Here is a 22,623-nt window from a genome sequence, read left to right as displayed (position 1 = left end):
CTCCGGTGACGACTCATGGCTGCGCCTCGTCGACGAGCGGCCAGCCGCAGGCGGGGCAGTACCGGTCCCCATAGTTGTGAGGATGTGTGCATGCTTGGCGGCGCAGGTAGGTGCGGACCGTGGCGGCGATGAACGTGGCGGTCTTGCTGTAGTCGGGCGGCGTTCCGCCGTACAGGTCGTCGTCGGTGCCGGAGGCGACGGTGATCGTGGCGCTCTCGGTGGGTGCACCCCACGGGTTGAGGTCGGGGTCGTCGTCAGGCGCGATGGCGAGTGTGTACTCGCCCCACCGTTCACGCAGCGCGAAGCGCCTGCCGTTGACAGCGTCGACGAGCACCCATGGTGCGGCAGCCATTTCCTCGCGGATCTCGATGCCGAGACGTGCAGCCGCGTCGGTGAGTTCGCGTGCGTGCCGCTCGTGCGCGGGTGAACCGCCCCGGCTTCCGTGGAGGCTCTCAATCCCCGGAGGATGAGAGGCATGGCTGCACCGAGGAAGTACCCGGACGAGCTTCGGGAGCGAGCGATCCGGATGGCGGTCGATCTGCGGCGTGATTCGGCGACGAAGGTTGGAGCCCTGGCCCGGGTCGGGGCGCAGCTCGGGATCAATCCCGAGACCCTGCGCAACTGGGTCAACCAGGCCGAGATCGACGCGGGCGAGCGGCCCGGGACCACGAGCGGGGACGCCCAGCGGATCGCTGAGCTCGAGCGCGAGGTGCGCGAGCTGCGTCGGTCAAACGCGATCCCGCGGTCGGCATCGGCTTTCTTCGCGGCGGAGCTCGAGCTCGGTCGCCGGTGGGCGCAGATCGGCAACCTCGACGGCATTCCGTACGACGTGCGCGTCCGCGCCAACACCAACGCGATCAACGCCGCCCTGGACGACGCGCGCACACGGCAGGACGAGCTGAGCGAGCGCATCGAGAAGCTCCGCGCACGGCTGCCGGACGACCCGTACTGGAGCACGCGCGGGCGCGACTATCGGACCCTCGCCCTGCAGCTCGAGCTGCACGAGCTCGAGACCGAACTGGCTGACGCCCGCGAAACGGCCAAGCGCTACGACGCGCTCCTGAACGAGACGGTCAAGCGCCCTGGTCCGGACGGCGTACCGCAGTACGCGCGCGGCCATCAGGTCATCTTGTTCGACCCGACGCACTCACGCTTCGCCGAGATCGTCAGTCCTTCGTTAGTGCCGCCCCTGCTGGCAGCCTGGGGATCACCTATCTCGGTGGCCCGATGCCGCAGGAGATCTTGACTGACGCCCCGCAGTCGCGCTTTGCGCTCGACCAGGCGGGCGCGCTGAGGGACTTCGTCGCCGGCCTCGACAAGCCGGACTCCGTACCCGTCACGGTGGTCGGCCACTCCTACGGCGGCTCGGTCGTCGGCACCCCCTGACGCGGAATGCTCCCACGGCACACCGAGCTCGGCGACATCCCACCCGCCGAGCACGAGACCACTTACTACCGTCAGATCACCGCGTCGACGACGCTGGAAACCAGAGAACCGAGCCCTCTGGAAGTCCCGAGAACGCCCTCCCTGGCCTGCGACTCCAACCATTCACCGGACCGGACCGGCCGTCAGCGGGTGACGGCGGTCCCCGCGAGGCGCCCACGGGAGCCGGACCAGCGGCGGACCTCGTCGAGCCAGGTGGTCAGGGCGGCGGCCGACGCGGCGGGCTGGTCGAGGTGGACGTTGTGGCCCGCGGCGTCGAGCACGACGAACGCGGCGCGCGGGTAGTGGTCGAGCCGGCGGAACGCGTCGGCGTAGCCGACGACCTGGTCCTGGCGGCCGCACAGCACGAGCGTGGGCGCGGTGAACGGCGCGGGGGAGGCGTCCTCGGGGTCGACGTCCAGCGGGTACCGGGCGCGCAGGCGGTCGAGCACCGCGGGGTCGGCGGCGTCGACGCCGGGCTGCACCCACCTGCGGTAGTCCGCCAGCCCGGCCGCGCTCTGGACGACGGCCATCTCGGCGTACCCGTCGGCGAGCGTGGCGTCGACGCCCGCGAGCACGGCGGGGTCGGCGTGCAGGACGGTGCGCGGCGGGACGGTGCGGCGGGTGTCGTCGGCCTCCCACAGCCCGGCGACGGTCGCGAGGCCGAGCACCTGGTCGCGCAGGTCGTGCGCGAGGCGGCGCGCGAGCATGCCTCCGTAGGAGTTGCCGACGACCGCGAACGGCTCGTCGCCGAGCCGGTCGACGACCGCGTCCCGCAGCACGCGTGCGACGTCCTCGGTGCTGGCCACGGGCGTCCCGTCGGCGCGAGGCGACACCCAGGGCAGGTCGACGTAGAGCCGTCGCCAGCCGCCGTGGTCGGCGATCACCGGGTCGAGCGGGAGCAGGATCCGGTGGTCGACGCCGAACCCGTGCACGAGCACGACGGGCGTGCCCGTCCCCCGTTCCTGGATGCGCATGCCGGGCACGGTAGCGGGCCCCTCCGACACGGATGCCCCGGTCAGAGGCCTGCGGCGGCCTCCGCCTGCTCGATGTCGGCGAGCCACGCCTTCTTCCCCGACCGCCAGCCCTCGTCGTCGCTGCCGAGCCGCCAGTAGCCGGAGACCGACAGGTGCTCGCGCGGGACACCGCGGTCGGCGCGCAGGTGGCGGCGCAGCTCGCGGACCGCACCGGCCTCGCCGTGCAGGAAGGCGCTCACGGGTGCGGGCAGGGCGGGCAGGGCGAGCACCGCCTCGACGAGCGCGACGCCGGGAACCCCGAGGCCGGTGTGGCGCCAGTGCACCCGCACGCCGGCCGGGGTGGCGAGGGGCAGCTCGTCGTCGGCGTCGTGCACCTCGACGACGACGTGCCCGACGGCGTCCGCGGGCAGCCGCTCGAGCGCCACCGCGATCGCGGGCAGCGCGCTCGCGTCGCCGACGAGCAGGTGCGCGGCAGCGGACGGGTCGGGTGACCACGCACCGCCGGGGCCGAGGAGCAGCACCTCGTCGCCGGGCTGCGCGGAGGCGGCCCACGGTCCGGCGACGCCGTCGTCGCCGTGCACCACGAGGTCGAGCGTGAGCTCGCGCGTCGCGGCGTCGAACGCGCGGACGGTGTACGAGCGCAGCCGAGGGGCGTCCTGCGGGTCGAGCGCCGCGCGGACGGCGTCGAGGTCGAGGCGGCCGTCGTCGCGCAGCGGGCGCAGGCCGTCGGCGGTGGGCGGCAGGAAGACGAGCTTGACGTAGGAGTCGGCGTGCGGCGACGGCTCGAAGCCGGCCAGCCCGGGCCCGCCGACGACCACCCGGACGAAGGAGCGGGACAGCCGCTCGGTGCGCAGCACCTCGGCGACGAACGGGGCGGGCCGGGGGCGTGCGGGTGCGTCGGTCACCGGGTCACGGTAGCCGCCCGCCCTGTGCGCCGCGCCCGCGGGCCGGGAGGTGCCCGCGTGGTGGACGCGTGCGCTGGATGCGCTGGTCAGCGGCCTTCCGTCGCGCGGTCGAAGTCGCCGTTGAGGCGCGTCAGGACGTCGGCCAGGACGCGACGCTCGTCGGGTGACCAGCGGTCGAGGACCTCGTCGTACACCTCGGCGCGGACGGCCCGCGTGCGGGCCAGGGCGGCACGACCCTCGTCGGTCAGCGAGACGACGGCCCGGCGCGCGTCCGACGCGTCCCGGCCGCGGACGACGTGCCCGGCCGACTCCATGGCGTCGACCTGGCGCGTGACGGTCGACGCGTCGAGCCGCAGGTGCGCGGCGAGCTCGTGGATCGCGGACGGCCCGACGCGGTCGAGGTGCCGCAGCGCGAGGTACGCGGAGCGTTCCAGGGTGCCGTCGAGCCGCGCGCTGCGGCGCCGGTTGCGGTCCGCGAGCCGCAGCAGCAGGGCGACCTGCTCCTCGATCTCCGGCACGGCGTCGTCCACGCGCGCTCCTCCCGTGCTCCCGTCCGGCGGCGCCCGAGGAAGGCGCCGCAGCCACCTGAGCCTACGAGCACGAGCCCCGGGCGTCCTGCCCCGGACGCGACGCGGCCCGCGCACCTCGGAGCCGGTCGCGTCCCGCCCCGAGGGGGGCGAGGACGCACCAGCCGCCGACGGTGCGCGGGCCGGTGATCTCGGTCAGACGTCGCGGCGCCGCATCAGCAGGGCGGCGACCGCGAGGATCACGACGACCCAGGCGACGAGCACGCCGTACCCCTGCCAGGCGTTGAGGTTGGCCCCCGCGTCGGTCATCGAGTTCATCATCTCGTTGAGGCTGTCCGGCTGCGTGATCTTCCCGCCGGCGGTCGCCGGCAGCAGCGGGCTGACGTACTGCAGCGGCTTCCACGGGATCGCGCCGACGACCGTCTCGATGACGAGCAGCAGGCCGAGCACGGTCGCGAGCGCCGCGGCGGAGTGCCGCAGGAGCGCGCCGAGCGCGAACGCGAAGATCGAGATGGTCGCGAGGTACAGCGCGCAGCCGCCGAGGACGCGCAGCGCCTCCGGGTCGGACAGGTCGAGCGCGAGGTCCTTCGGGCCGAGGATGAGCAGCTCGACGAGGTACGCGAGCGCGACCGCGATGACGGACGCCCCGAGGATGACCGCGAACAGCACGGTCATCTTGGACCACAGCACCGGGGTGCGTCGCGGTGCCGCCGCGGCGCTCGCGCGGATCATCCCCGTCGTGTACTCGCCGGTGATGGAGAGCACGCCGAGCACGACGACCGCGAGGGACGCCATGTTCACGGCCGGGATGAGGGCGAAGTAGCCGAGCGCGGCCCCGGTCTCCGCCTCGCCCTCGGCGCCGTTGGCGACGCTGAGGCCGGCGACGGCGGCGACGAGGCCGACCATGACGACGATCATGATCGAGAGCGTCCAGACGGTGGAGCGCACCGACCAGAGCTTGATCCACTCGGCCTTGAGGAGGTGGCCGAAGGACACCTTGTAGGGCGACGCGACGGACTTCGGCGCGGCGACGGCGGGGGACGTGGCGGTGGTCGTGCTCACTTGGCCTGCTCCTGGCTGGTCGGCTGGCTCTGCCCCGTCGCGGGGGCCGTGGCCTGGGGGACGCCCGAGTGGTACTCGACGGCGTCCTGCGTGAGGGACATGTACGCGTCCTCGAGGGACCCGGTGATCGGCGTCAGCTCGTGCAGCACGAGCCGGCCTGCGGCCGCGACCTCGCCGACGGCCTCCGACGTGGCGCCGTGGACGTCCAGGACGCCGGGCGAGACGGCGGTGATCGTGACGTCCGGGCCGGCGAGCAGCCCGGCGAGCTCGGTCGCGTGCGGCGAGCGGACCCGGACCGTGGAGGTCGTGGCGCGCGCGACGACGTCCTGCACGGGCCCGTCGGCGATGATCCGGCCGCGGCCGATGACGACGAGGTGGTCCGCCGTGAGGGCCATCTCGCTCATGAGGTGCGACGACAGGAAGACCGTGCGGCCCTCCGCGGCGAGGTACTTCACGAGGTTGCGGACCCACAGCACGCCCTCGGGGTCGAGGCCGTTGACGGGCTCGTCGAGGATGAGCGTGCGCGGGTCGCCCAGGAGCGCCGCGGCGATGCCGAGCCGCTGGCCCATGCCGAGCGAGAACCCGCCGACCCGGCGCTTGGCGACCGCGTCAAGGCCTGTCATCGAGACGACCTCGTTGACGCGCTTGTCGGGGATGCCGTGCGTCGCGGCGAGCGCCCGCAGGTGGTTGCGCGCGCTGCGGCCGGTGTGGACGGCCTTCGCCTCGAGCAGCGCGCCGACCTCCGTGAGCGGGGAGCGGTGCTGCGCGTAGGGGCGTCCGTTGACGGTCACCGTGCCGTGCGTCGGGCGGTCCAGGCCCATGATCATGCGCATCGTGGTGGACTTGCCGGCGCCGTTCGGGCCCAGGAAGCCCGTGACCTTGCCGGGGTGCACCGTGAACGAGATGCCGTCCACGGCGGTCTTGCTGCCGTACCTCTTCGTCAGGCCCTGGGCCTCGATCATCGTCTGTCCTCGTGTCGGGGAGCGGTGACGTCCTCGACCCTAGGCCTCCGACGGATGGCGGCGGCATCCGTCGTCGGACGGATATCGAGGTCAGGGTCCCCCTGAGAGCGGATCAGGGTGGCAGCACCGGTCATTCGTTGGAACGATCTGGGGACGGTCGGCGTTCCGTAGGGTGAACGACCTGATTTTCCGCACCAGCCCCGTAGCCGCACCCGCTGCCCAAGCCGTCCCGGAGGACGCCATGAGCAACCCCGTCTTCAGCAACAGTCCCGTCTTCGGGGACCCGAACGACCGGCGCGCCCGCGCGCGTGCGCAGGCGGGTGGGGCGGCCACGGCGACGGTCGACGCCGCCACCCTGGACCGGATGTACGAGGCGCCCGCGGCCACCGCACGCCAGACGGGCCGGCTCACGTACGACGACGTCATCATGAAGACGGCCGGCGTGTTCGCGGTCCTCGTCGTGAGCGCGGCCGTCACGTGGACGCTCGTGCCCGGCCTGTGGATCGTCGGCGCGGTCGTCGGCCTGGTCCTCGGCCTCGTCAACGCGTTCAAGCGCGAGCCCAGCCCGGCGCTGATCCTCGCCTACGCGGTCGCGCAGGGCATGTTCCTCGGCGGCATCAGCCTGTTCTTCGAGCAGGAGCTCCCCGGCATCGTCGTGCAGGCCGTGCTCGCGACGTTCTCGGTGTTCGCCGCGTCGCTGTTCCTGTTCCGCTCGGGCCGCGTGCGCGTGACGCCGAAGTTCGTCCGCTGGCTGCTCGTCGCGATGGTCGGCTACCTCATGTTCTCACTGGTCAACGTCGGGCTCATGCTCTTCGGCGGCACCGGTGAGTTCGGCCCGCTGCGGTCCGGCCCCCTCGGCATCATCGTCGGCCTCGTCGCGGTCGGCCTCGCGGCGGCGAGCCTCATCGTCGACTTCGACTCGATCAAGCGGGGTGTCGAGCAGGGCGTGCCGGCGAAGTTCGCCTGGTCCGCCGCGTTCGGTCTCGCCGTCACCCTCATCTGGCTGTACCTGGAGCTGCTGCGGCTCATCGCGATCTTCCGCGAGTGACCCCGGCGGTCCTCCCGCCCCTCCGGCCGGTAGCGCGCGTCGCGTGCGCTACCGGCCGGTAGCGTTCTGGGGGTGAAGTACGCCGAGCACATCTCCGAGCTGGTCGGCGGCACGCCGCTCGTCCGGCTGTCGTCCGTGACCGAGGGGCTGACCGCGACGGTCCTGGCCAAGGTCGAGTACCTGAACCCGGGCGGCTCCGTGAAGGACCGCATCGCGCTCAAGATGATCGAGGCCGCGGAGGCGAGCGGGGAGCTGCGCCCCGGCGGCACGATCGTCGAGCCGACCTCCGGCAACACGGGTGTCGGGCTGGCCCTCGTGGCGCAGCGCAAGGGCTACCGCTGCGTGTTCGTCTGCCCGGACAAGGTGAGCCAGGACAAGCGCGACGTCCTGCGCGCGTACGGCGCCGAGGTCGTCGTCACGCCCACCGCGGTCCCGCCCGACCACCCGGACTCGTACTACTCGGTGTCCGACCGGCTCGCGCGCGAGATCGAGGGCGCCTGGAAGCCGAACCAGTACGCGAACGCGAACGGCCCGGCGAGCCACTACGAGTCGACCGGCCCGGAGATCTGGGCCGACACGGACGGGCGCGTGACGCACGTCGTCGCCGGCGTGGGAACGGGCGGCACCATCACCGGCACGGGCCGGTTCCTGCACGACGTCTCCGCGGACCGTCCCGAGGCGGACGGCGGCCGCGTGGTCGTCGTCGGGGCGGACCCGCTCGGGTCGGTGTACTCGGGCGGCGACGGGCGGCCCTACCTCGTCGAGGGCGTGGGCGAGGACTTCTGGCCGAGCGCGTACGACCCGTCGGTGCCGGACCGGATCATCGCGGTCTCCGACGCGGACTCGTTCGCGATGACCCGGCGGCTCGCGCGTGAGGAGGGGCTGCTGGTCGGCGGCTCGTGCGGCATGGCGGTCGAGGCGGCGCTGCGGTTCGCCCGCGAGCTGCAGGACTCCGACCCGGACGCGGCGGCCCGGGCGGTGATCGTCGTGATCCTGCCCGACGGGGGTCGCGGCTACCTGTCGAAGATCTTCAACGACTCGTGGATGCGCTCGTACGGCTTCCTGGGCGCCGACGAGGGTGCCACGGTCGGCGACGTGCTGCGTACCAAGACGGGGTCGCTGCCCGCGCTGGTCCACACGCACCCGACCGAGTCGGTGCGCGACGCGATCGAGATCCTGCACGAGTACGGCGTCTCCCAGATGCCCGTCGTCGGCGCCGAGCCGCCCGTCAAGGTCGGTGAGGTCGCCGGCGCGGTCTCGGAGCGGGACCTGCTCGACGCGGTGTTCTCGGGCCGCGCGGCGCTGTCGGACCGCGTCGACAAGCACATGGGCTCGCCGTTCCCGCTCATCGGGGCGGGGGAGTCGGTGGACGACGCCCGCCGGGCGCTCGAGTCGGCGGACGCGCTCATGGTCGTCGACGACGGCCAGCCGGTCGGCGTCCTGACGCGGCACGACCTGCTCGGGTTCCTCGCGCGCTGACGGCCCGTCGCGGCGGCCGGGCGAGCGGTTTCCTGGCGTGCGCGGCGGGGCGGTAGCGTCCCTCGGGACGGCGCCGCCCGTGCGGTGCCGCCGGACGCCCCGCCGGGCACCGCCGCGTGCCCGGCCGTCATCGCCGAAGGAGCACGATGGCCCTGTTCGACCTGCCGCTGCCCGAGCTGGAGCGGTACCTGCCCGAGCTCGACGAGCCCGCCGACCTCGACGACTTCTGGGCGACGACGCTCGCCGAGGCCCGGCGGCACGAGGTCCTCGTGGACGTCACGCGCGTGGACGCCGGTCTGCGCCTGGTGGACACCGACGACCTGACGTTCGCGGGCTTCGACGGCCAGCCCGTGCGCGCGTGGGTGACGCGGCCCGCGGGCAGCGCGGAGCAGGGCGAGCCGCTGCCCGTGGTGGTGGAGTTCATCGGCTACGGCGGCGGGCGTGGGTTCGCGCACGAGCGGCTCGCGTGGGCGACGGCCGGCTTCGTGCACGTGGTCATGGACACGCGCGGCCAGGGCTCGACGTGGGGCAACGGCGGGCACACCCCTGATCCCGCGGGCTCCGGCCCCGCGTCGCCCGGCGTCATGACGCGGGGCATCCACGACCCCGAGCAGCACTACTACCGCCGGCTCATGACGGACGCGGTGCGGGCCGTGGACGCGGCGCGCGCGCTGCCGAACGTCGACCAGCGGCGCGTGACGGTCGCGGGCATCAGCCAGGGCGGCGGCGTGGCTCTCGCGGCGGCAGGGCTGTGCGACGGCCTCGCGGCGGCGATGCCCGACGTGCCGTTCCTGTGCCACTACCGCCGCGCGGTCGACATCACCGACGCGTTCCCGTACGGCGAGCTCGTGCAGTACCTCGCGGTGCACCGCGGTGCCGAGGAGCGGGTGTTCCGCACGATGGCGTACTTCGACGGCGTCCACCTGGGCCGGCGGGCGACGGCTCCCGCGCTGTTCTCCGTGGCGCTGCGCGACGCCACGTGCCCGCCGTCGACGGTGTTCGCCGCGTACAACCACTACGCCGGCCTCACCGGGCGTCCGCGCACCGACATCGAGGTGTACACGTTCAACCAGCACGAGGGAGGGCAGGCGTTCCAGCTCGACCGGCAGCTGCGCTGGCTGCCCGAGGTGCTCGCGGCCACCCCGGCCGCGCAGGTGGCGGAGGCCGCCGCCCGCTGACGCAGGCTGCGCCCGCGCCCGGGCGGCTGCGGCGTCCGCCGCGGCTCGGGGCGCGCGTGCGTGCGGTGCGTGGAGGTGGTGCGCAGGGTGGGTGAGACAAAACCTACGCACTAGTAACTTACGGGTCCGTAGGTTACGGTCGTGCCATGAGCAACGCCGCGGGCCTCTCCTTCGACCTCCCGCCCGGGGTCCCCGCCGACGTGGACGTGCCGGACGAGCCGCTGACCGCCGCGCTCGACCGGGCCGCCGTGACCTGGCCGGACCGCGTCGCCCTCGACTTCCTCGGTGCCACGACGACGTACCGCGAGCTCGCCGACGCCGCCGCGCGCGGTGCCCAGGTGCTCCTCGACCTCGGCGTCCGCCCCGGCGACCGGGTCGCGCTCGCGATGCCGAACTGCCCGTCGCACGTCGTCGCGTTCTGGGCGGCGCTGCGGGTCGGCGCGGTCGTCGTCGAGCACAACCCGACGTACACCGCCGAGGAGCTCGCGCACCAGCTCGCCGACTCCGGCGCGGTCGTCGCCGTCGTCTGGCAGAAGACCGTCCCCGCCGTCCTCGCGTCGCTCGAGCGCACCGACGTGCGCGCCGTCGTCGCCGTCGACCTGTCCGCCGACCTGCCGTGGGCCAAGCGGCTCGCGCTCCGCCTCCCGCTCGCCCGCGCGCGCCGCACGCGAGCCGCGATGTGCGGCCCGGTCCCGTCGCACGTGCCCTCGTGGCACCGGCTCGCGGCCGCCGCCCGCCCGGCGTCCACGACCGCCCCGTCCCCCGACGACCTCGCGCTCCTGCAGTACACGGGCGGCACCACCGGCACGCCCAAGGCCGCGATGCTGAGCCACCGCAACCTCGTCGCGAACGCCCTGCAGGGCCATGCGTGGACCGGGGCCGAGCCGGGCACCGAGGTCGTGTACGGCGTGCTGCCGTTCTTCCACGCGTTCGGGCTGACCCTGTGCCTGTCCTACGCCGTGCGCGTCGGCGCGACGCTCGTGCTGTTCCCGTCGTTCGACCCGGCCCTCGTGCTCGAGGCCCAGCGCCGCCGACCCGGGACCTTCCTGCCCGCGGTCCCGCCGATGCTCGACCGGCTCGTCACCGCGGCGACGGAGGCGGGCGCGGACCTGTCCTCGTTCCGGCACGCGATCTCCGGCGCCATGGCCCTGCCCGCCGAGACCGCGCGGCGCTGGGAGGAGGCGACCGGCGGGCTCGTCGTCGAGGGCTACGGCATGACGGAGACGTCCCCTGTCGCGCTCGGCAACCCGCTCGCCCCCGAGCGCCGCCCCGGCACGCTCGGCCTGCCGTTCCCCGGCACGCGCGTGCGCATCGTCGACCAGGAGGACCCGACGCGCGACGTCGACCCGGCGACCGGCGGTGAGCTGCTCATCCAGGGCCCGCAGGTCTTCCAGGGCTACTGGCAGCGCCCCGAGGAGACCGCGGCGCAGCTCCTGCCCGGCGGCTGGCTGCGCACGGGTGACGTCGTCCGCGTCGACCGGGGGAGCGTCGTCCTCGTCGACCGCATGAAGGAGATGATCGTCACCGGCGGCTTCAAGGTGTACCCGTCGCAGGTCGAGGACCACCTGCGGGGCATGCCCGGCATCGCCGACGTCGCCGTCGTGGGCGTGCCCGGCGGCGCGATGGGCGAGTCCGTCGTCGCGGCGGTCGTGCTCGACGACGGCGCGTCCGGCGTCGACCTCGGTGCGGTCCGGGAGTGGTGCGAGCAGCGGCTCGCCCGCTACGCGCTGCCGCGGCGCCTCGTCGTCCTCACCGAGCTGCCGCGCTCGCAGGTCGGCAAGGTCCTGCGCCGCGTCGTGCGCGACCAGGTCCTCGCCGGCGAGCCGGCCTGAGCGACCGGCCTCCGTTACGGCGTCGCCGTGCGGGTCAGGCCCGCGACCAGGCCGTCGACGAGGAACGTGAAGCTCGTGTCGACGTCGTCGGGCATGCCGAAGCCGCCGTCGAGCTCGAGGACCACGAACCCGTGGAGCGCCGCGCGGACGGCGCGGACGGCGTCGACGTGCCGGTGCGGCGGGACCCCGAGGTCGGCGACCGCCGCGGCGAGGACCTCGACGGCCCGGGCGGCCGCGGCCTGCACCGCGACGGCCTGGTCGTCCTGCGGCCAGCCGCCCTGCACCGCGGCGTAGCGGCCCGGGTGCCGCCGCGCCCATGCGCGCGTCGCGACGACGGCCGCACGCAGGCGCGCACCGGTGTGCCCGGTGGGTGCCGCGTCCGTCGCGGCGACGAGGACCGCGGTGAACTCCTCGACGCACGCGAGCGCGACCTCGCGCCGCAGGCCGGGCAGGCCCTCGACGTGCTTGTAGAGGCTGGGGACGGCGACGCCGGCGCGGGCCGCCACGGCGGCGAGGGTCAGGTCGGCGAACCCGGTCGGGCCCGTGTCGTCGACGCACGCCAGGGCGACCGTCACGACCGCGGACCGGTCGAGCCCGGCCCTAGGCACGGGGGCCGGCCGGGCGGGCGGACGCGGCGGGCAGCACGCGGTCGACCAGGGCGGCGATGCGCTCGACGACGACGGCCGTCGCCTCGTGCTGCGGGTAGTGGCCGACTCCGGGGAGCAGGACGGGCGTGACGTCGGGCGCGGTCGCGACCATGCGGTCGAGCTCCGCGGCAGGGTGCTTCGACTCGGGGTCGGCGTCGCCGAGGATCGCGACGACGGGTGCCCGCACGGCGGCCAGGCGCGTGTCCTCGCGGCCCTCGACGAGCCGCAGCGCGAGGGTGCGCAGCTGCGCGAGGTGCCCGGGGCGCGCGAGGTCGGCGCGCAGGGCGGCGGTGTGTGCCGCGACGTCGACGGGTGCCTTGACGAGGCTGCGGTAGAACCACGCCCACGCGCGCGGCCCCCAGGGGCGGCTGAGCAGCGTGCGGACCTGCAGGCGCACCGTGCGCGTCGGTGCGCCGTCGTTGGCGGCGTAGGCGAGCGCGACGACGCCGGCGACGAGGTCCGGTGCGTCGGCTGCGGCGCGCACGACGCCGCCCGCGCCGACCGAGCTGCCGACGAGCACCACGGGGTGGTCCGGCGTGGCGCCGAGGTGGCGTGCGAGGGCCAGCACGTCCTCCGCGACGGGGGCGACGCCGTGCCCGGCGGGGTCGCGGTCCGGGTCGCTCTCGCCGTGGCCGCGCAGGTCGAGGGCGGCGACGCGGCAGCCGTGGGCGACGAGGTCGCGTGCGACCGCGTCCCAGGTGCGGCGCAGGTCGCCCATGCCGGGGACGAGGAGGACGAGGGGCCCGTCGGCCGGGCCGTCGACCGCGTACCCGAGCCGGCCGAAGGGGCGCTGGAGGTGCTGCGTCGTGGTCATGGACCAAAGCTAATGCCATTAGCCAACGCGCCGCAAGGCCCCTCCCGACGGCGTGCACCCCACCGGTGCGGCACGATGGACCGGCACTGTCGTCCACCGAAGGAGTTCGTCATGTCCGCAGCGCTGCCCGAGGTCTCGGGATCGTTCGGCGAGAAGCCCACGCTGACCTTCCCCGACGCGCAGCCGCCCGCCGAGCTCGAGGTGGTCGTGCTCTCGCGCGGCGACGGTCCGCTCGTCGAGGCCGGCGACGACATCGAGGTGCACTACCTGGGCCAGTCGTGGAAGGGCGGGGTGTTCGACAACTCCTACGACCGCGGCTCGTCGATCTCGTTCGGCATCGGCGTCGGCCAGGTCATCGCCGGCTGGGACGAGGGCCTCGTCGGCCAGCAGGTCGGCTCGCGCGTCCTGCTGTCCATCCCGTCGCACCTCGGCTACGGCGACCGCGGCGTGCCGCAGGCCGGCATCAAGGGCGGGGACACCCTCGTCTTCGTCGTCGACATCGTCGGCACCCGCAACTGACCCCGCGCGCGACCCCCGTCACCGGAGCACCCGGCCGGCGGGGGTCGCGCCGCGCCCGCACCATCCCGATCCCCACGAGAGGACCCCACGTGCCGAAGCCGCCGCTGCCCGCCGACGTCGCCGCGCTCCTCGCGCAGCCCAACCACGCCGTCATGGGCACCATCCACCCCGACGGCCGCCCCGTCACCGTCGCGACCTGGTACCTCGTCGAGGACGACGGTCGCATCCTGCTCAACCTCGACGCGTCCCGCGCGCGCCTCGCACACCTGCGCGCGAACCCGCAGGTCTCCCTCACGGCCCTGGCGCCGGACAACTGGTACACGCACGTGAGCGTCCAGGGGCACGTCGTGGAGATCCGCGACGACGAGGGCCTCGTCGACATCGACCGCCTGTCGGTGCACTACGGCGGCAACCCGTACCCCGTGCGTGACCGGGCGCGCGTGAGCGTGCTCGTGGAGATCGACCACTGGCACGGCTGGGGCGCCGCCAAGCAGGACTGACCCCGCACGCGGCGCGGCCGACCCGGCGCCTGCCCCGCGAGCGGGCGGGCGCCGGTCAGCCGCGCAGCACGTGCCGGTCGACGAAGTCGTTCCGGAACACCCCGTCCGGGTCGGTCCGGGCCACGAGGGCGCGGAAGTCGTCCCACCGCGGGTACAGCCGCGCGAGGTCCCGGTCGACGTCGGCGAAGAGCTTCCCCCAGTGGGGGCGCGCGTCGAACGGCCGCAGCGCCTCCTCCAGCGCCGGCAGCACCGCCTCGACCTGCGGCTGCAGCGGCTTCCACGTGAAGTGCAGACCGACCCGGGCGTCGCCGTACGCGGTCGACAGCCACAGGTCGTCCGCCGCGACCGTCCGCACCTCGCTCACCTGCAGTACCGGCGCGACCTGCGCCGACATGTCCCGGACCGCCTGCAGCGCCGCGACCGCGTGCGCGCGCGCCACGAGGTACTCGGACTGCAGCTCGTCGCCGTTGCTCGGCGTGAACTCGAGCCGGAAGTGCGGCAGCCGCTCGTGCCACGGACCCGGGACGCCGAGCTGCTGCGTGCAGCTCACGGGGTCGATGCCCGGCAGCGGGTGGAGCGGCCCGTCGGCCGGGCGCGCGCCGAGCAGGTCGGCGCGCAGCGCGTGGGCGCCGTCGGCGACGCGCGTCTTGCGCCACACCTGCTGCACGGCGTCGCCCGTCCAGTCCGTGAAGAGGCTCACCGAGTCCGCGCTCGCGGTCAGCTCGTCGAACCGGTCCAGCGCCGCCGACCAGGGCAGGTCGACGTGCACCTCCTGCGCCACGAGGAAGGTCGGCTCGACGTCGAGCGTGACCCGCGCCGCGACGCCGAGCGCCCCGAGGGCGACGACCGCGCCGGGGAAGTCGGCGTCGCCGCGCGCCACGTGCCGCAGCTCGCCGCCCGGCCCGACGAGGTCCAGCGCCGCGACCGCCGACGACAGGTTGCGCGACGCGTCGCCCGAGCCGTGCGTCGCCGTCGCGACCGCGCCCGCCACCGAGATGTGCGGCAGCGAGGCGAGGTTGTGCACGGCCCAGCCGGCCGCGTGCAGGTGCCGGGCGAGCGTCCCGTAGCGGGTGCCACCGGTGACGGTGACCGTGCGGGCGGCCTCGTCGAGCACGACGTCGGGCGCCAGCCCCTCCAGCGACACGAGCGTGCCCGGGCCGTCGGCCAGGTCGTTGAAGCAGTGCCGGGTGCCCAGCGCCCGGACGTGCCGGGCACCTGCGACGACCTCCTGGAGCTCGTCGACCGTGCGGGGCGACGCCACCTGGGGCGCGCGGTACGCGTAGTTGCCGGCCCACGTCGTCAGCGTCACGGGCAGGTCCTCTCGTCGGGTTCCGCCCAACCTACGTGCTCACCACGACGACGGCGCCGTGACGAACACGTCGAACAGCGACGGGTCGTGCGCGTGGACCAGCACCATGAACACGACCAGGTCGAACAGCAGGTGCACCGCCACGACGTACGTCAGCGACGCCGTGCGCCGGAAGATCCACCCCTGCACCAGCGCGAACGGGACCGTCAGCAGCGGTCCCCACTCGCGGTACCCGAGCTCCCACAGGAACGACACGAACACCGTCGCCTGCAGGACGTTCGCGAGCGGGAACGGGAAGTGCACGCGCAGCAGCGCGAGGACCGTGCAGACGAAGAACAGCTCGTCCCAGATCCCCACGGCGTTGACCCCGACGAACAGCCGCGCGACCTCCTGCCCCGAGTCGACGACGGGCCAGTTGCGGTACGCGCCCGAGCCGAGGAAGTACCAGGGCAGGATCAGGTACGCCAGCAGCACCACGACGAGCAGGTAGACCACCTGCGTCCGCGTCCAGCGTCGTCCCGTGCGCACCGGGAAGCGGATGGCGTCCTGCCCCAGCACGTACCGGTGCACGGCGTACGGCACCAGGACCGCAGCGGACAGCGCGAGCGCGAACCTCGCGATGCCCGCGTCGGACAGGTCGGCCCGCAGGGAGATCGTCGTGATGATCCCCATCCCGAGCCCCACGACGGCGAGGTCGCGGCCCAGGGCGCGGTCGACGGCGAGCCCCAGGACGACGCCGACGAGCAGCGGCACGTACCCCAGCGGCCGGACGTGCACCGCGAACAGCAGGACCGCCGACCCGCACACGAGCGCCGCGGCGAGCACGCGCGCGGCGTCCCGGGCCGTGGCGTGCAGCGGCGGGGCGGGGGCGGGCGCGACGTGCGCGGCGGGGGCGTCCACGGCCCGAGTCTGCGGTGCGGACCCGAGCCCCGCGAGCGGGGCCACGGTGCGACGCTGGTCCGGTGACCGACACCCCGCCCCCGTCGCCCGCCGCGCCCGCGACTCCCGCGACCGCGCGCGTCGTCGTCACCTACTGCACCCAGTGCCGCTGGCTGCTCCGGGCCGCCTGGTACGCGCAGGAGCTCCTCACGACGTTCCACCGCGAGGTCGCGGAGGTCGCGCTGCGCCCCGCGACGGGCGGCGTCTTCACGGTGGAGGTCGTCGACGGCGGCACCGCGACGACGGTCTGGGACCGCGCGACCGGCGGCGGCTTCCCGGAGATCACCGCGCTCAAGCGCAGCGTCCGCGACCTCGTCGCGCCGGACAAGCCGCTCGGCCACTCGGACCACCGCTGACCCCGTCCCACCTGCGCAGACGTCCTGGACCACGGTCCGGCGCCCCGTGGACAGGCGTGGACCTGCGCCGAGGCGCACGGCTACTTTCGCCGCGGACGCAGACCTTCACCGGAGGCGGCGGTTCGAGCGGTCACGGGGGCCCGCGGACCGCCGCAGGGTGGGCGGACGGCAGGGGAGGGGCGCCCCGGCCGCCCGCCCACCCGAGACGTCCTCACGGCGCCGACGAGACCGGCGTGCCGGCGCGCGGACGTCCGTCAGACTGCCGGGACGGAGCTCGACGCGGACCGGGTCCGTGGAGCGCTGCTCGGTCGGCCACCGGCCGAGCGGCCGCCCGACGTCCCGTGGGTCGTCGTGGCGCTCGGCCGGTGGCCCTCGGTGCCCGGAGGTCAGGCGCCGGTCGGGCGCGGGCAGGAGACGCCCGTGCCGCCCAGCCCGCAGTAGCCGTTCGGGTTCTTGTCGAGGTACTGCTGGTGGTAGCCCTCGGCGTAGAAGAACGTGCCCGCCTCGTCGGCCGGGCGGATCTCCGTGGTGATGTCGCCGAAACCGGCGCGCGCCAGGCGCGGCTGGTACTCGGCGCGGGTGCGCGCGGCCGCCTCGGCCTGCTCGGGCGTCGTCGTGTAGACCGCGGAGCGGTACTGGGTGCCGACGTCGTTGCCCTGCCGGTAGCCCTGCGTGGGGTCGTGCGACTCCCAGAAGGTGCGCAGCACGTCGTCGTCGGACAGCACCGACGGGTCGTACGCGACGAGGACGGCCTCGGTGTGGCCGGTCAGGCCCGTGCACGTCTCCTCGTAGGTCGGGTACGGCGTGAAGCCGCCCTGGTAGCCGACGGCCGTCGTCACGACGCCAGGGAGCTGCCAGAACGCGCGCTCGGCGCCCCAGAAGCAGCCCATCGCGACGTACAGCACGCGGGTCCCCTCGGGCCAGGGGCCTGCGAGCGGCGTGCCGAGGACCGTGTGCGTCTGCGGGACGTCGTAGGCGTAGCCGTCGCGGCCGGCGAGCGCGCGGCCGGGGTCCACCATCGTCGAGCGGAGCGCAGAGCCGAAGAGCCAGTTCATGGTCGTGGTTCCTCTCCGGGAGACCGGCGGTTCGCCTGGTCCATCCCGGCCAGCACAACCGTGCCCGGACGTCCCGTGTTCCCGGTCCGGGCGCGCGTCCGTGGCGCCCGTGGACGCACCACGGCCTAGCCTGGGGCGGTGACCACCGAACACCTCGCCGCCGACGACGACCGGCCGACCGCCGGCTTCGCCACCCGCGCCATCCACGCAGGTCAGGACCCCGACCCGTCGACCGGCGCCGTCGTCCCCCCGATCTACCAGGTGTCCACCTACAAGCAGGACGGCGTGGGCGGGCTGCGCGGCGGGTACGAGTACTCGCGCTCCGCCAACCCCACGCGCACCGCGCTCGAGGCGGCGCTCGCGGACGTCGAGCTCGGCGCGGCCGGGTTCGCGTTCGCGTCCGGGCTCGCGGCGGAGGACACGCTGCTGCGCGCGGCGCTGCGACCGGGTGACCACGTCGTCGTCCCGGACGACGCGTACGGCGGCACCTACCGGCTGTTCGCGCGCGTCTTCGGCCCCTGGGGCATCGAGCACACGCCGGTCGACCTCACCGACCCGTCCGCGGTCGAGGCCGCGATCCAGCCGGGCCGGACCAAGCTCGTCTGGGTCGAGACGCCCACGAACCCGCTGCTCAACGTCGCCGACATCGGCGTGATCTCGGCCCTCGCCCGGGGCGTCGGGGCGCTGCTCGCGGTCGACAACACGTTCGCGACGCCCTACTTGCAGCAGCCGCTCGCGCTGGGTGCGGACGTCGTCGTGCACTCCACGACCAAGTACGTCGGCGGGCACTCGGACGTCGTCGGCGGCGCGCTCGTCGTCGCGGACGGTGCACAGCTGCCCGTCGGCCTCGAGGGCCCCACCGGCACGACCCACCTCGCCGACGCCCTGCGGTTCCACCAGAACGCGTCCGGTGCCGTCGCGGGCCCGTTCGACGCGTGGCTCACGCTGCGCGGCCTGCGCACGCTCGCGGTCCGGATGGACCGGCACGTCGCCAACGCGCAGCGCGTCGCCGAGTTCCTCGACGCGCACGACGCCGTGACGTCCGTGATCTACCCCGGGCTCCCGTCGCACCCGGGGCACGAGCTCGCCGCCCGGCAGATGCGCGGGTTCGGCGGCATGGTGTCGTTCCGCACCGGCAGCGAGGCGTCCGCCCTGGCCGTGTGCGCCGCGACGCACGTCTTCACGCTCGCCGAGTCGCTCGGCGGCGTCGAGTCGCTGATCGAGCACCCCGGCCGCATGACGCACGGCTCCGTCGCCGGGACCGCGCTCGAGGTGCCCGACGACCTGGTCCGGCTGTCCGTCGGCATCGAGGATGTCGACGACCTGCTCGTCGACCTCGACCGCGCGCTCGCCGCCGGACGGGGCGCGTGAACCCGCCACCGGTCACGAAGACGGCACCGGCCGACCACGCGGTCCCACCCGCCGTCCGCGCTGCGGCCTCCTGGTCGTGGCGGCTGCTGCTCATCGGCGCTGCGCTCGCGGTGCTGCTGTGGCTCATCGCGCAGCTCAAGGTCGTCGTCGTCCCGGTCGCGGTCGCGCTGCTGCTCACGGTCCTGCTCGCGCCGCTCGTCGGCTGGCTGCACCGCCGCCTGCGGCTGCGGCGCGGGGCAGCCGCCGGGATCGCCGTCGTCGCCCTCGTCGCGGTCGTCGGCACGCTGCTCGGCCTCGCGGGCCGGTCCGTCGTGCGAGGCATCGGGGACCTGTGGGACCAGGCCTCCGAGGGGATCGACACGATCCTCGACTGGCTCGCGACCGGGCCCCTGCAGCTGTCCACCGCCGACCTGGAGGGCTGGGTCGACCGTCTGCAGGAGTCGGCGTCGGGCGCGTCGTCCAGCGTGCTGTCCGGGGTGCTGACCGGCGCGACGACCGTCGGGCACCTGCTCGCCGGCGCCGTCATCGCGCTGTTCTGCACGTTCTTCTTCCTCCTCGACGGGCGCACCATCTGGGCATGGGTCGTCGGGCTGCTGCCGCGCGGCTCCCGCGAGCACGTGCACCAGGCCGCGCGCCGGGGCGTCGTCACGCTCGGCGCCTACACGCGCACGCAGATCCTCGTGGCGGCCGTCGACGCGGTCGGCATCGGCGTGGGCGCCGCGATCCTCGGCGTCCCGCTCGCGCTGCCGCTGGCCATCCTCGTGTTCCTCGGGTCGTTCGTGCCGATCGTCGGTGCGGTCGTGACCGGGTCGATCGCGGTCCTCGTCGCGCTCGTCGCGCAGGGACCCGGCGCCGCGATCGTCATGCTCGCGATCGTGCTGGGCGTGCAGCAGCTCGAGGGGCACGTCCTGCAGCCGTTCCTCATGGGGCACGCGGTGTCGCTGCACCCCGTCGCGGTGCTGCTGTCCGTCGCGGCCGGGTCGTTCGTCGCGGGCATCCTCGGCGCGCTGTTCGCGGTGCCGATCGTCGCCGTCCTCAACACCGTGGTGCTGTACCTCCACGGGCACGACAAGTTCCCCCAGCTCGGGACGTCCGACCACGTCACGGTCCGCGGCCGGGGGCACCCCGTGCTGGACCGCGCGATCGCCCAGGTCGCCGAGCTCGAGTCGGAGCGGGCGGCCACGAAGGCCGACGAGAGCGACCTCGGTGCCGGTCAGGCGACCGGCGAGGACGAGGGTGCGACGGTGCAGGGGGCCGGCGACCGTACGTCCGGCGCGCGCGACCGCGACGAGCAGCGGTGACCGGGCTCGCGGAGGTCCGCGCCGCCGCGCGACTGCTCGACGGCGTCGCCGAGCGCACGCCCGTGCAGCTGAGCCGCGCCCTCGGGCACGTCGCGGGTGCGGACGTGTGGCTCAAGTGCGAGAACCTGCAGCGCGCGGGGTCGTTCAAGATCCGCGGCGCGTACGTGCGGATGTCACGGCTGAGCCCGCAGGAGCGGGCACGCGGCGTCGTCGCGGCCAGCGCCGGCAACCACGCGCAGGGCGTCGCGCTCGCGGCGCGGATGCTCGGGATCGACGCCGTCGTCTACATGCCCGTCGACGCGGCGCTGCCGAAGATCGCGGCCACGCGGGACTACGGCGCGCGCGTCGAGCTCGTCGGGCGCACCGTCGACGAGGCGCTCGTGCACGCGTGCGAGCACGCCGAGCGGACGGGCGCCGTGCTCGTGCACCCGTTCGACCACGAGGACGTCGTCGCGGGGCAGGGGACCGTCGCGCTCGAGATCGTCGAGCAGGTGCCCGACGTCGCGACCGTCGTCGTGCCCCTCGGCGGCGGTGGGCTCGCCGCCGGCATCGTCGCCGCGCTCGCGGAGGCCCGCCCCGACGTCCGCGTCATCGGCGTCCAGGCCGCTCGTGCGGCCGCCTACCCCGCGTCGCTGCAGGCGCACCACCCGATCCCGGCGCCCGAGCTGCGGACCATGGCGGACGGCATCGCCGTCGGCGTGCCCGGGACGGTGCCGTTCGAGGTGCTCGACCGCCACCACCTGGAGGTCCGCACCGTCTCGGAGGAGGACATCTCCCGAGCCGTGCTGCTCGTCGCGGAGCGCGCCAAGCTGCTCGTCGAGCCGTCGGGCGCCGTCGCCGTCGCCACGATCATGGCGACGCCCGGCGCCTGGGACGGTCCGGTCGTCGCGCTCCTGTCGGGCGGCAACATCGACCCCCAGGTGCTCCTGCACGTGGTGCGGCACGGCCTGGCGTCCGCCGGCCGGTTCCTGCAGGTGCGCGTGCGGATCGACGACAAGCCGGGCTCGCTCGCCGCGCTCCTGCGGGACCTCGCGGCCACGGGCGGCAACGTCATGCACGTCTCGCACGTGCGCACCGGCTCGGACCTCGCGTTCGACCAGGTGACGATCCAGACGCAGGTCGAGACCAAGGGCCCCGAGCACTGCGCCCAGGTGCTGCAGCACCTGCGGGCCGCGGGCTACCAGGTCCAGCCGGACTGAGCCCGGCGAGCCGGACGTCCGGCCGGGAACGACGACGGCGGCGCCCCCTCGAGGGGAGCGCCGCCGTCGTGCGTGCGGCTCAGGCGTCGAACGGCTTGGCGCCGACGATCTGCACCGGGATCTCCTTGCCGTTCGGGGCGGTGTAGGACGTCGTGTCGCCCACCTTGGTCCCGTTGATCGCGGCGCCCAGCGGCGACGTGGGGGAGAAGACGTCGATCTCCGCGGTGCCCGCGATCTCGCGCGAGCCCAGCAGGAACACCATCTCGTCCCCCGCGACGACGGCCGTCACGACCATGCCCGGCTCCACGACGCCGTCGTCCGGCGGGGTGCCGATCTGGACGTTGCGGAGCTTGGCCTCGAGCTCGCGGATGCGGGCCTCCTGCTTCGCCTGCTCCTCACGAGCGGCGTGGTAGCCGCCGTTCTCCTTGAGGTCGCCCTCGTCGCGGGCGGCGGCGATGCGCGCCGTGATCTCCGCGCGACCCTCGCCCTTGAGACGGTCGAGCTCGGCCGTGAGCCGGTCGTAGGCCTCCTGCGTCAGCCAGGTGGCCGCAGTCGTGTCGGTCACGATCGCTCCTTCCATGCGTGCGAGCCGGTCGGTGCCGGCGGTCTGCCCCGGGCGTCGGACCGCGGTCGGACACGCGTCGTGAGGGGCGGTGAACACTCGCACGCCGTTCCCACTCGGTCGCGTCGACCAGCGGTCACGCCGGACCGGGGCGGCGTGTGAAACGACCAGGATAGCCCAACGGGCCGGTCGTCAGCGGTCCTCGAGCGGCGTGCAGCCCACGACGACGCCCGAGACGGCCAGCTCCGACGTCCGCACGGGGACCGTCACGCGCTGTGTGCGGACCTCCGCGGGTCCCACGTCGACCGACCGCACGCCGACCTGCGCGTAGGACTCCGACAGCGCCTGCACCTGGCACGTCACGGCGAGCGCCGGGTCCTTCGTGACCTCGAACGTGACCTGCGTCGACGTCGGGCCGTCCACGCGGAAGCCGACGTCCTTCCACTGCACGGGCTCGCGCAGCACGCCGATCGTGACCCAGGCGAGGACCACGGCGGCGAGGACGCCGAGCGCCACCAGCCCGGCACGCCGGAGCGTCACCGATCGGGACGTAGGCTCGGGTCCGTAGCGCCCGGCGGGCGGGCGCACGGCGGGGGTCTGGCTCACGGGACTCCTCGGCTGCGGGACGGCACGGTGGCGCGTCGGGTGCGCGACCATTG

General features: G+C 74.5%; 24 protein-coding genes and 1 pseudogene. 12 read left to right on the top strand and 13 right to left on the bottom strand.

The features are described 5' to 3' along the window. Window positions 1-13: 13 nt before the first annotated feature. The gene (locus CELF_RS14980; protein WP_013772118.1) at window positions 14-352 is read right to left on the bottom strand and encodes a hypothetical protein; all 339 of its coding nucleotides are present in this window, start codon (window positions 350-352) and stop codon (window positions 14-16) included. 114 nt (window positions 353-466) lie between these two features. Here CELF_RS14980 and CELF_RS21525 point away from each other — a divergent pair. Then, window positions 467-763 (top strand): annotated as a pseudogene (locus CELF_RS21525) (transposase); the annotation flags it as partial. 479 nt (window positions 764-1,242) lie between these two features. Continuing rightward, window positions 1,243-1,386: a hypothetical protein gene (locus CELF_RS20495; protein WP_331855849.1), complete on the top strand. Its 144-nt coding sequence runs from the start codon at window positions 1,243-1,245 to the stop codon at window positions 1,384-1,386. A 182-nt stretch (window positions 1,387-1,568) separates the two neighbouring features. Here the strand turns inward: CELF_RS20495 and CELF_RS14970 are convergent, their stop codons facing one another. The 5 genes from CELF_RS14970 to CELF_RS14950 form a co-directional block, all read right to left on the bottom strand. Next, complete coding sequence (locus tag CELF_RS14970; protein ID WP_041553559.1) at window positions 1,569-2,399, bottom strand: alpha/beta fold hydrolase; 831 nt, start codon at window positions 2,397-2,399, stop codon at window positions 1,569-1,571. Window positions 2,400-2,440: 41 nt separating this feature from the next. Further along, the gene (locus CELF_RS14965) at window positions 2,441-3,304 is read right to left on the bottom strand and encodes a siderophore-interacting protein (RefSeq protein WP_013772114.1); all 864 of its coding nucleotides are present in this window, start codon (window positions 3,302-3,304) and stop codon (window positions 2,441-2,443) included. An 86-nt stretch (window positions 3,305-3,390) separates the two neighbouring features. Beyond that, window positions 3,391-3,834, bottom strand: a complete 444-nt coding sequence (locus CELF_RS14960; RefSeq protein ID WP_013772113.1) for a MarR family winged helix-turn-helix transcriptional regulator — start codon at window positions 3,832-3,834, stop codon at window positions 3,391-3,393. A gap of 192 nt (window positions 3,835-4,026) precedes the next feature. Beyond that, window positions 4,027-4,893, bottom strand: a complete 867-nt coding sequence (locus CELF_RS14955; protein ID WP_013772112.1) for an ABC transporter permease — start codon at window positions 4,891-4,893, stop codon at window positions 4,027-4,029. Then, window positions 4,890-5,855, bottom strand: a complete 966-nt coding sequence (locus CELF_RS14950; RefSeq protein WP_013772111.1) for an ABC transporter ATP-binding protein — start codon at window positions 5,853-5,855, stop codon at window positions 4,890-4,892. The genes CELF_RS14955 and CELF_RS14950 overlap by 4 nt, the downstream gene beginning before the upstream one ends. A gap of 241 nt (window positions 5,856-6,096) precedes the next feature. On the opposite strand from CELF_RS14950, the gene CELF_RS14945 reads away from it, so the two are divergent. The 4 genes from CELF_RS14945 to CELF_RS14930 all read left to right on the top strand — a co-directional run bounded on the left by CELF_RS14945 (window position 6,097) and on the right by CELF_RS14930 (window position 11,392). Then, window positions 6,097-6,903, top strand: coding sequence for a Bax inhibitor-1/YccA family protein (locus CELF_RS14945; RefSeq protein ID WP_013772110.1), 807 nt, complete (start codon window positions 6,097-6,099; stop codon window positions 6,901-6,903). 72 nt (window positions 6,904-6,975) lie between these two features. After that, window positions 6,976-8,382, top strand: a complete 1,407-nt coding sequence (locus CELF_RS14940) for a cystathionine beta-synthase (RefSeq protein ID WP_013772109.1) — start codon at window positions 6,976-6,978, stop codon at window positions 8,380-8,382. Window positions 8,383-8,528: 146 nt separating this feature from the next. Continuing rightward, window positions 8,529-9,560 (top strand): acetylxylan esterase, encoded by a 1,032-nt coding sequence (locus CELF_RS14935; RefSeq protein ID WP_013772108.1) that lies wholly within the window; start codon window positions 8,529-8,531, stop codon window positions 9,558-9,560. Window positions 9,561-9,706: 146 nt separating this feature from the next. Further along, window positions 9,707-11,392: an AMP-binding protein gene (locus tag CELF_RS14930; RefSeq protein WP_013772107.1), complete on the top strand. Its 1,686-nt coding sequence runs from the start codon at window positions 9,707-9,709 to the stop codon at window positions 11,390-11,392. A gap of 14 nt (window positions 11,393-11,406) precedes the next feature. Here CELF_RS14930 and CELF_RS14925 read toward each other — a convergent pair whose 3' ends face one another. Together CELF_RS14925 and CELF_RS14920 are read right to left on the bottom strand one after the other, a co-directional pair. After that, a complete protein-coding gene (locus CELF_RS14925; RefSeq protein ID WP_232014252.1) occupies window positions 11,407-11,967 on the bottom strand; it encodes a TetR-like C-terminal domain-containing protein in 561 nt (186 codons plus the stop codon). A 25-nt stretch (window positions 11,968-11,992) separates the two neighbouring features. Then, on the bottom strand, window positions 11,993-12,853 hold the full coding sequence (locus tag CELF_RS14920) for an alpha/beta fold hydrolase (protein ID WP_013772105.1): 861 nt from the start codon (window positions 12,851-12,853) through the stop codon (window positions 11,993-11,995). Between the two features lie 111 nt (window positions 12,854-12,964). Between CELF_RS14920 and CELF_RS14915 the strand changes: the two genes are divergently transcribed. Continuing rightward, window positions 12,965-13,372: an FKBP-type peptidyl-prolyl cis-trans isomerase gene (locus tag CELF_RS14915; RefSeq protein WP_013772104.1), complete on the top strand. Its 408-nt coding sequence runs from the start codon at window positions 12,965-12,967 to the stop codon at window positions 13,370-13,372. Between the two features lie 89 nt (window positions 13,373-13,461). Next, window positions 13,462-13,872: a PPOX class F420-dependent oxidoreductase gene (locus CELF_RS14910; protein WP_013772103.1), complete on the top strand. Its 411-nt coding sequence runs from the start codon at window positions 13,462-13,464 to the stop codon at window positions 13,870-13,872. A gap of 55 nt (window positions 13,873-13,927) precedes the next feature. Here the strand turns inward: CELF_RS14910 and CELF_RS14905 are convergent, their stop codons facing one another. Continuing rightward, the gene (locus tag CELF_RS14905; RefSeq protein WP_013772102.1) at window positions 13,928-15,181 is read right to left on the bottom strand and encodes a D-arabinono-1,4-lactone oxidase; all 1,254 of its coding nucleotides are present in this window, start codon (window positions 15,179-15,181) and stop codon (window positions 13,928-13,930) included. 39 nt (window positions 15,182-15,220) lie between these two features. Then, a complete protein-coding gene (locus CELF_RS14900) occupies window positions 15,221-16,081 on the bottom strand; it encodes a CPBP family glutamic-type intramembrane protease (protein WP_376698493.1) in 861 nt (286 codons plus the stop codon). Window positions 16,082-16,143: 62 nt separating this feature from the next. Here CELF_RS14900 and CELF_RS14895 point away from each other — a divergent pair, with 62 nt between their 5' ends. Then, on the top strand, window positions 16,144-16,476 hold the full coding sequence (locus CELF_RS14895) for an Rdx family protein (RefSeq protein WP_013772100.1): 333 nt from the start codon (window positions 16,144-16,146) through the stop codon (window positions 16,474-16,476). 386 nt (window positions 16,477-16,862) lie between these two features. Here CELF_RS14895 and msrA read toward each other — a convergent pair whose 3' ends face one another. Next, on the bottom strand, window positions 16,863-17,531 hold the full coding sequence (gene msrA, locus CELF_RS14890) for a peptide-methionine (S)-S-oxide reductase MsrA (protein WP_013772099.1): 669 nt from the start codon (window positions 17,529-17,531) through the stop codon (window positions 16,863-16,865). A gap of 138 nt (window positions 17,532-17,669) precedes the next feature. Here msrA and CELF_RS14885 point away from each other — a divergent pair, with 138 nt between their 5' ends. Genes CELF_RS14885 through ilvA form a run of 3 tightly spaced genes read left to right on the top strand, consistent with a single transcriptional unit; the run spans window position 17,670 to window position 21,402 of the window. Continuing rightward, window positions 17,670-18,902, top strand: a complete 1,233-nt coding sequence (locus tag CELF_RS14885; protein WP_013772098.1) for a cystathionine gamma-synthase — start codon at window positions 17,670-17,672, stop codon at window positions 18,900-18,902. Beyond that, on the top strand, window positions 18,899-20,203 hold the full coding sequence (locus tag CELF_RS20945; protein ID WP_013772097.1) for an AI-2E family transporter: 1,305 nt from the start codon (window positions 18,899-18,901) through the stop codon (window positions 20,201-20,203). The genes CELF_RS14885 and CELF_RS20945 overlap by 4 nt, the downstream gene beginning before the upstream one ends. Continuing rightward, the gene (gene ilvA, locus CELF_RS20940; protein WP_013772096.1) at window positions 20,200-21,402 is read left to right on the top strand and encodes a threonine ammonia-lyase; all 1,203 of its coding nucleotides are present in this window, start codon (window positions 20,200-20,202) and stop codon (window positions 21,400-21,402) included. Before CELF_RS20945 ends, ilvA begins: the two co-directional genes overlap by 4 nt. Window positions 21,403-21,481: 79 nt before the next feature. On the opposite strand, the gene greA is transcribed toward ilvA, so the two are convergent. Together greA and CELF_RS14865 are read right to left on the bottom strand one after the other, a co-directional pair. Further along, window positions 21,482-21,967, bottom strand: a complete 486-nt coding sequence (greA, locus tag CELF_RS14870) for a transcription elongation factor GreA (RefSeq protein WP_013772095.1) — start codon at window positions 21,965-21,967, stop codon at window positions 21,482-21,484. A 189-nt stretch (window positions 21,968-22,156) separates the two neighbouring features. After that, window positions 22,157-22,570, bottom strand: coding sequence for a DUF4307 domain-containing protein (locus tag CELF_RS14865; protein WP_013772094.1), 414 nt, complete (start codon window positions 22,568-22,570; stop codon window positions 22,157-22,159). Window positions 22,571-22,623 lie beyond the last annotated feature (53 nt).

Origin of the sequence: Cellulomonas fimi ATCC 484, from assembly GCF_000212695.1 — a bacterium.
GTDB lineage: Bacteria > Actinomycetota > Actinomycetes > Actinomycetales > Cellulomonadaceae > Cellulomonas > Cellulomonas fimi.
Note: the sequence above shows the minus strand (reverse complement) of the source record. Positions and strands in the feature narration are given on the sequence as shown.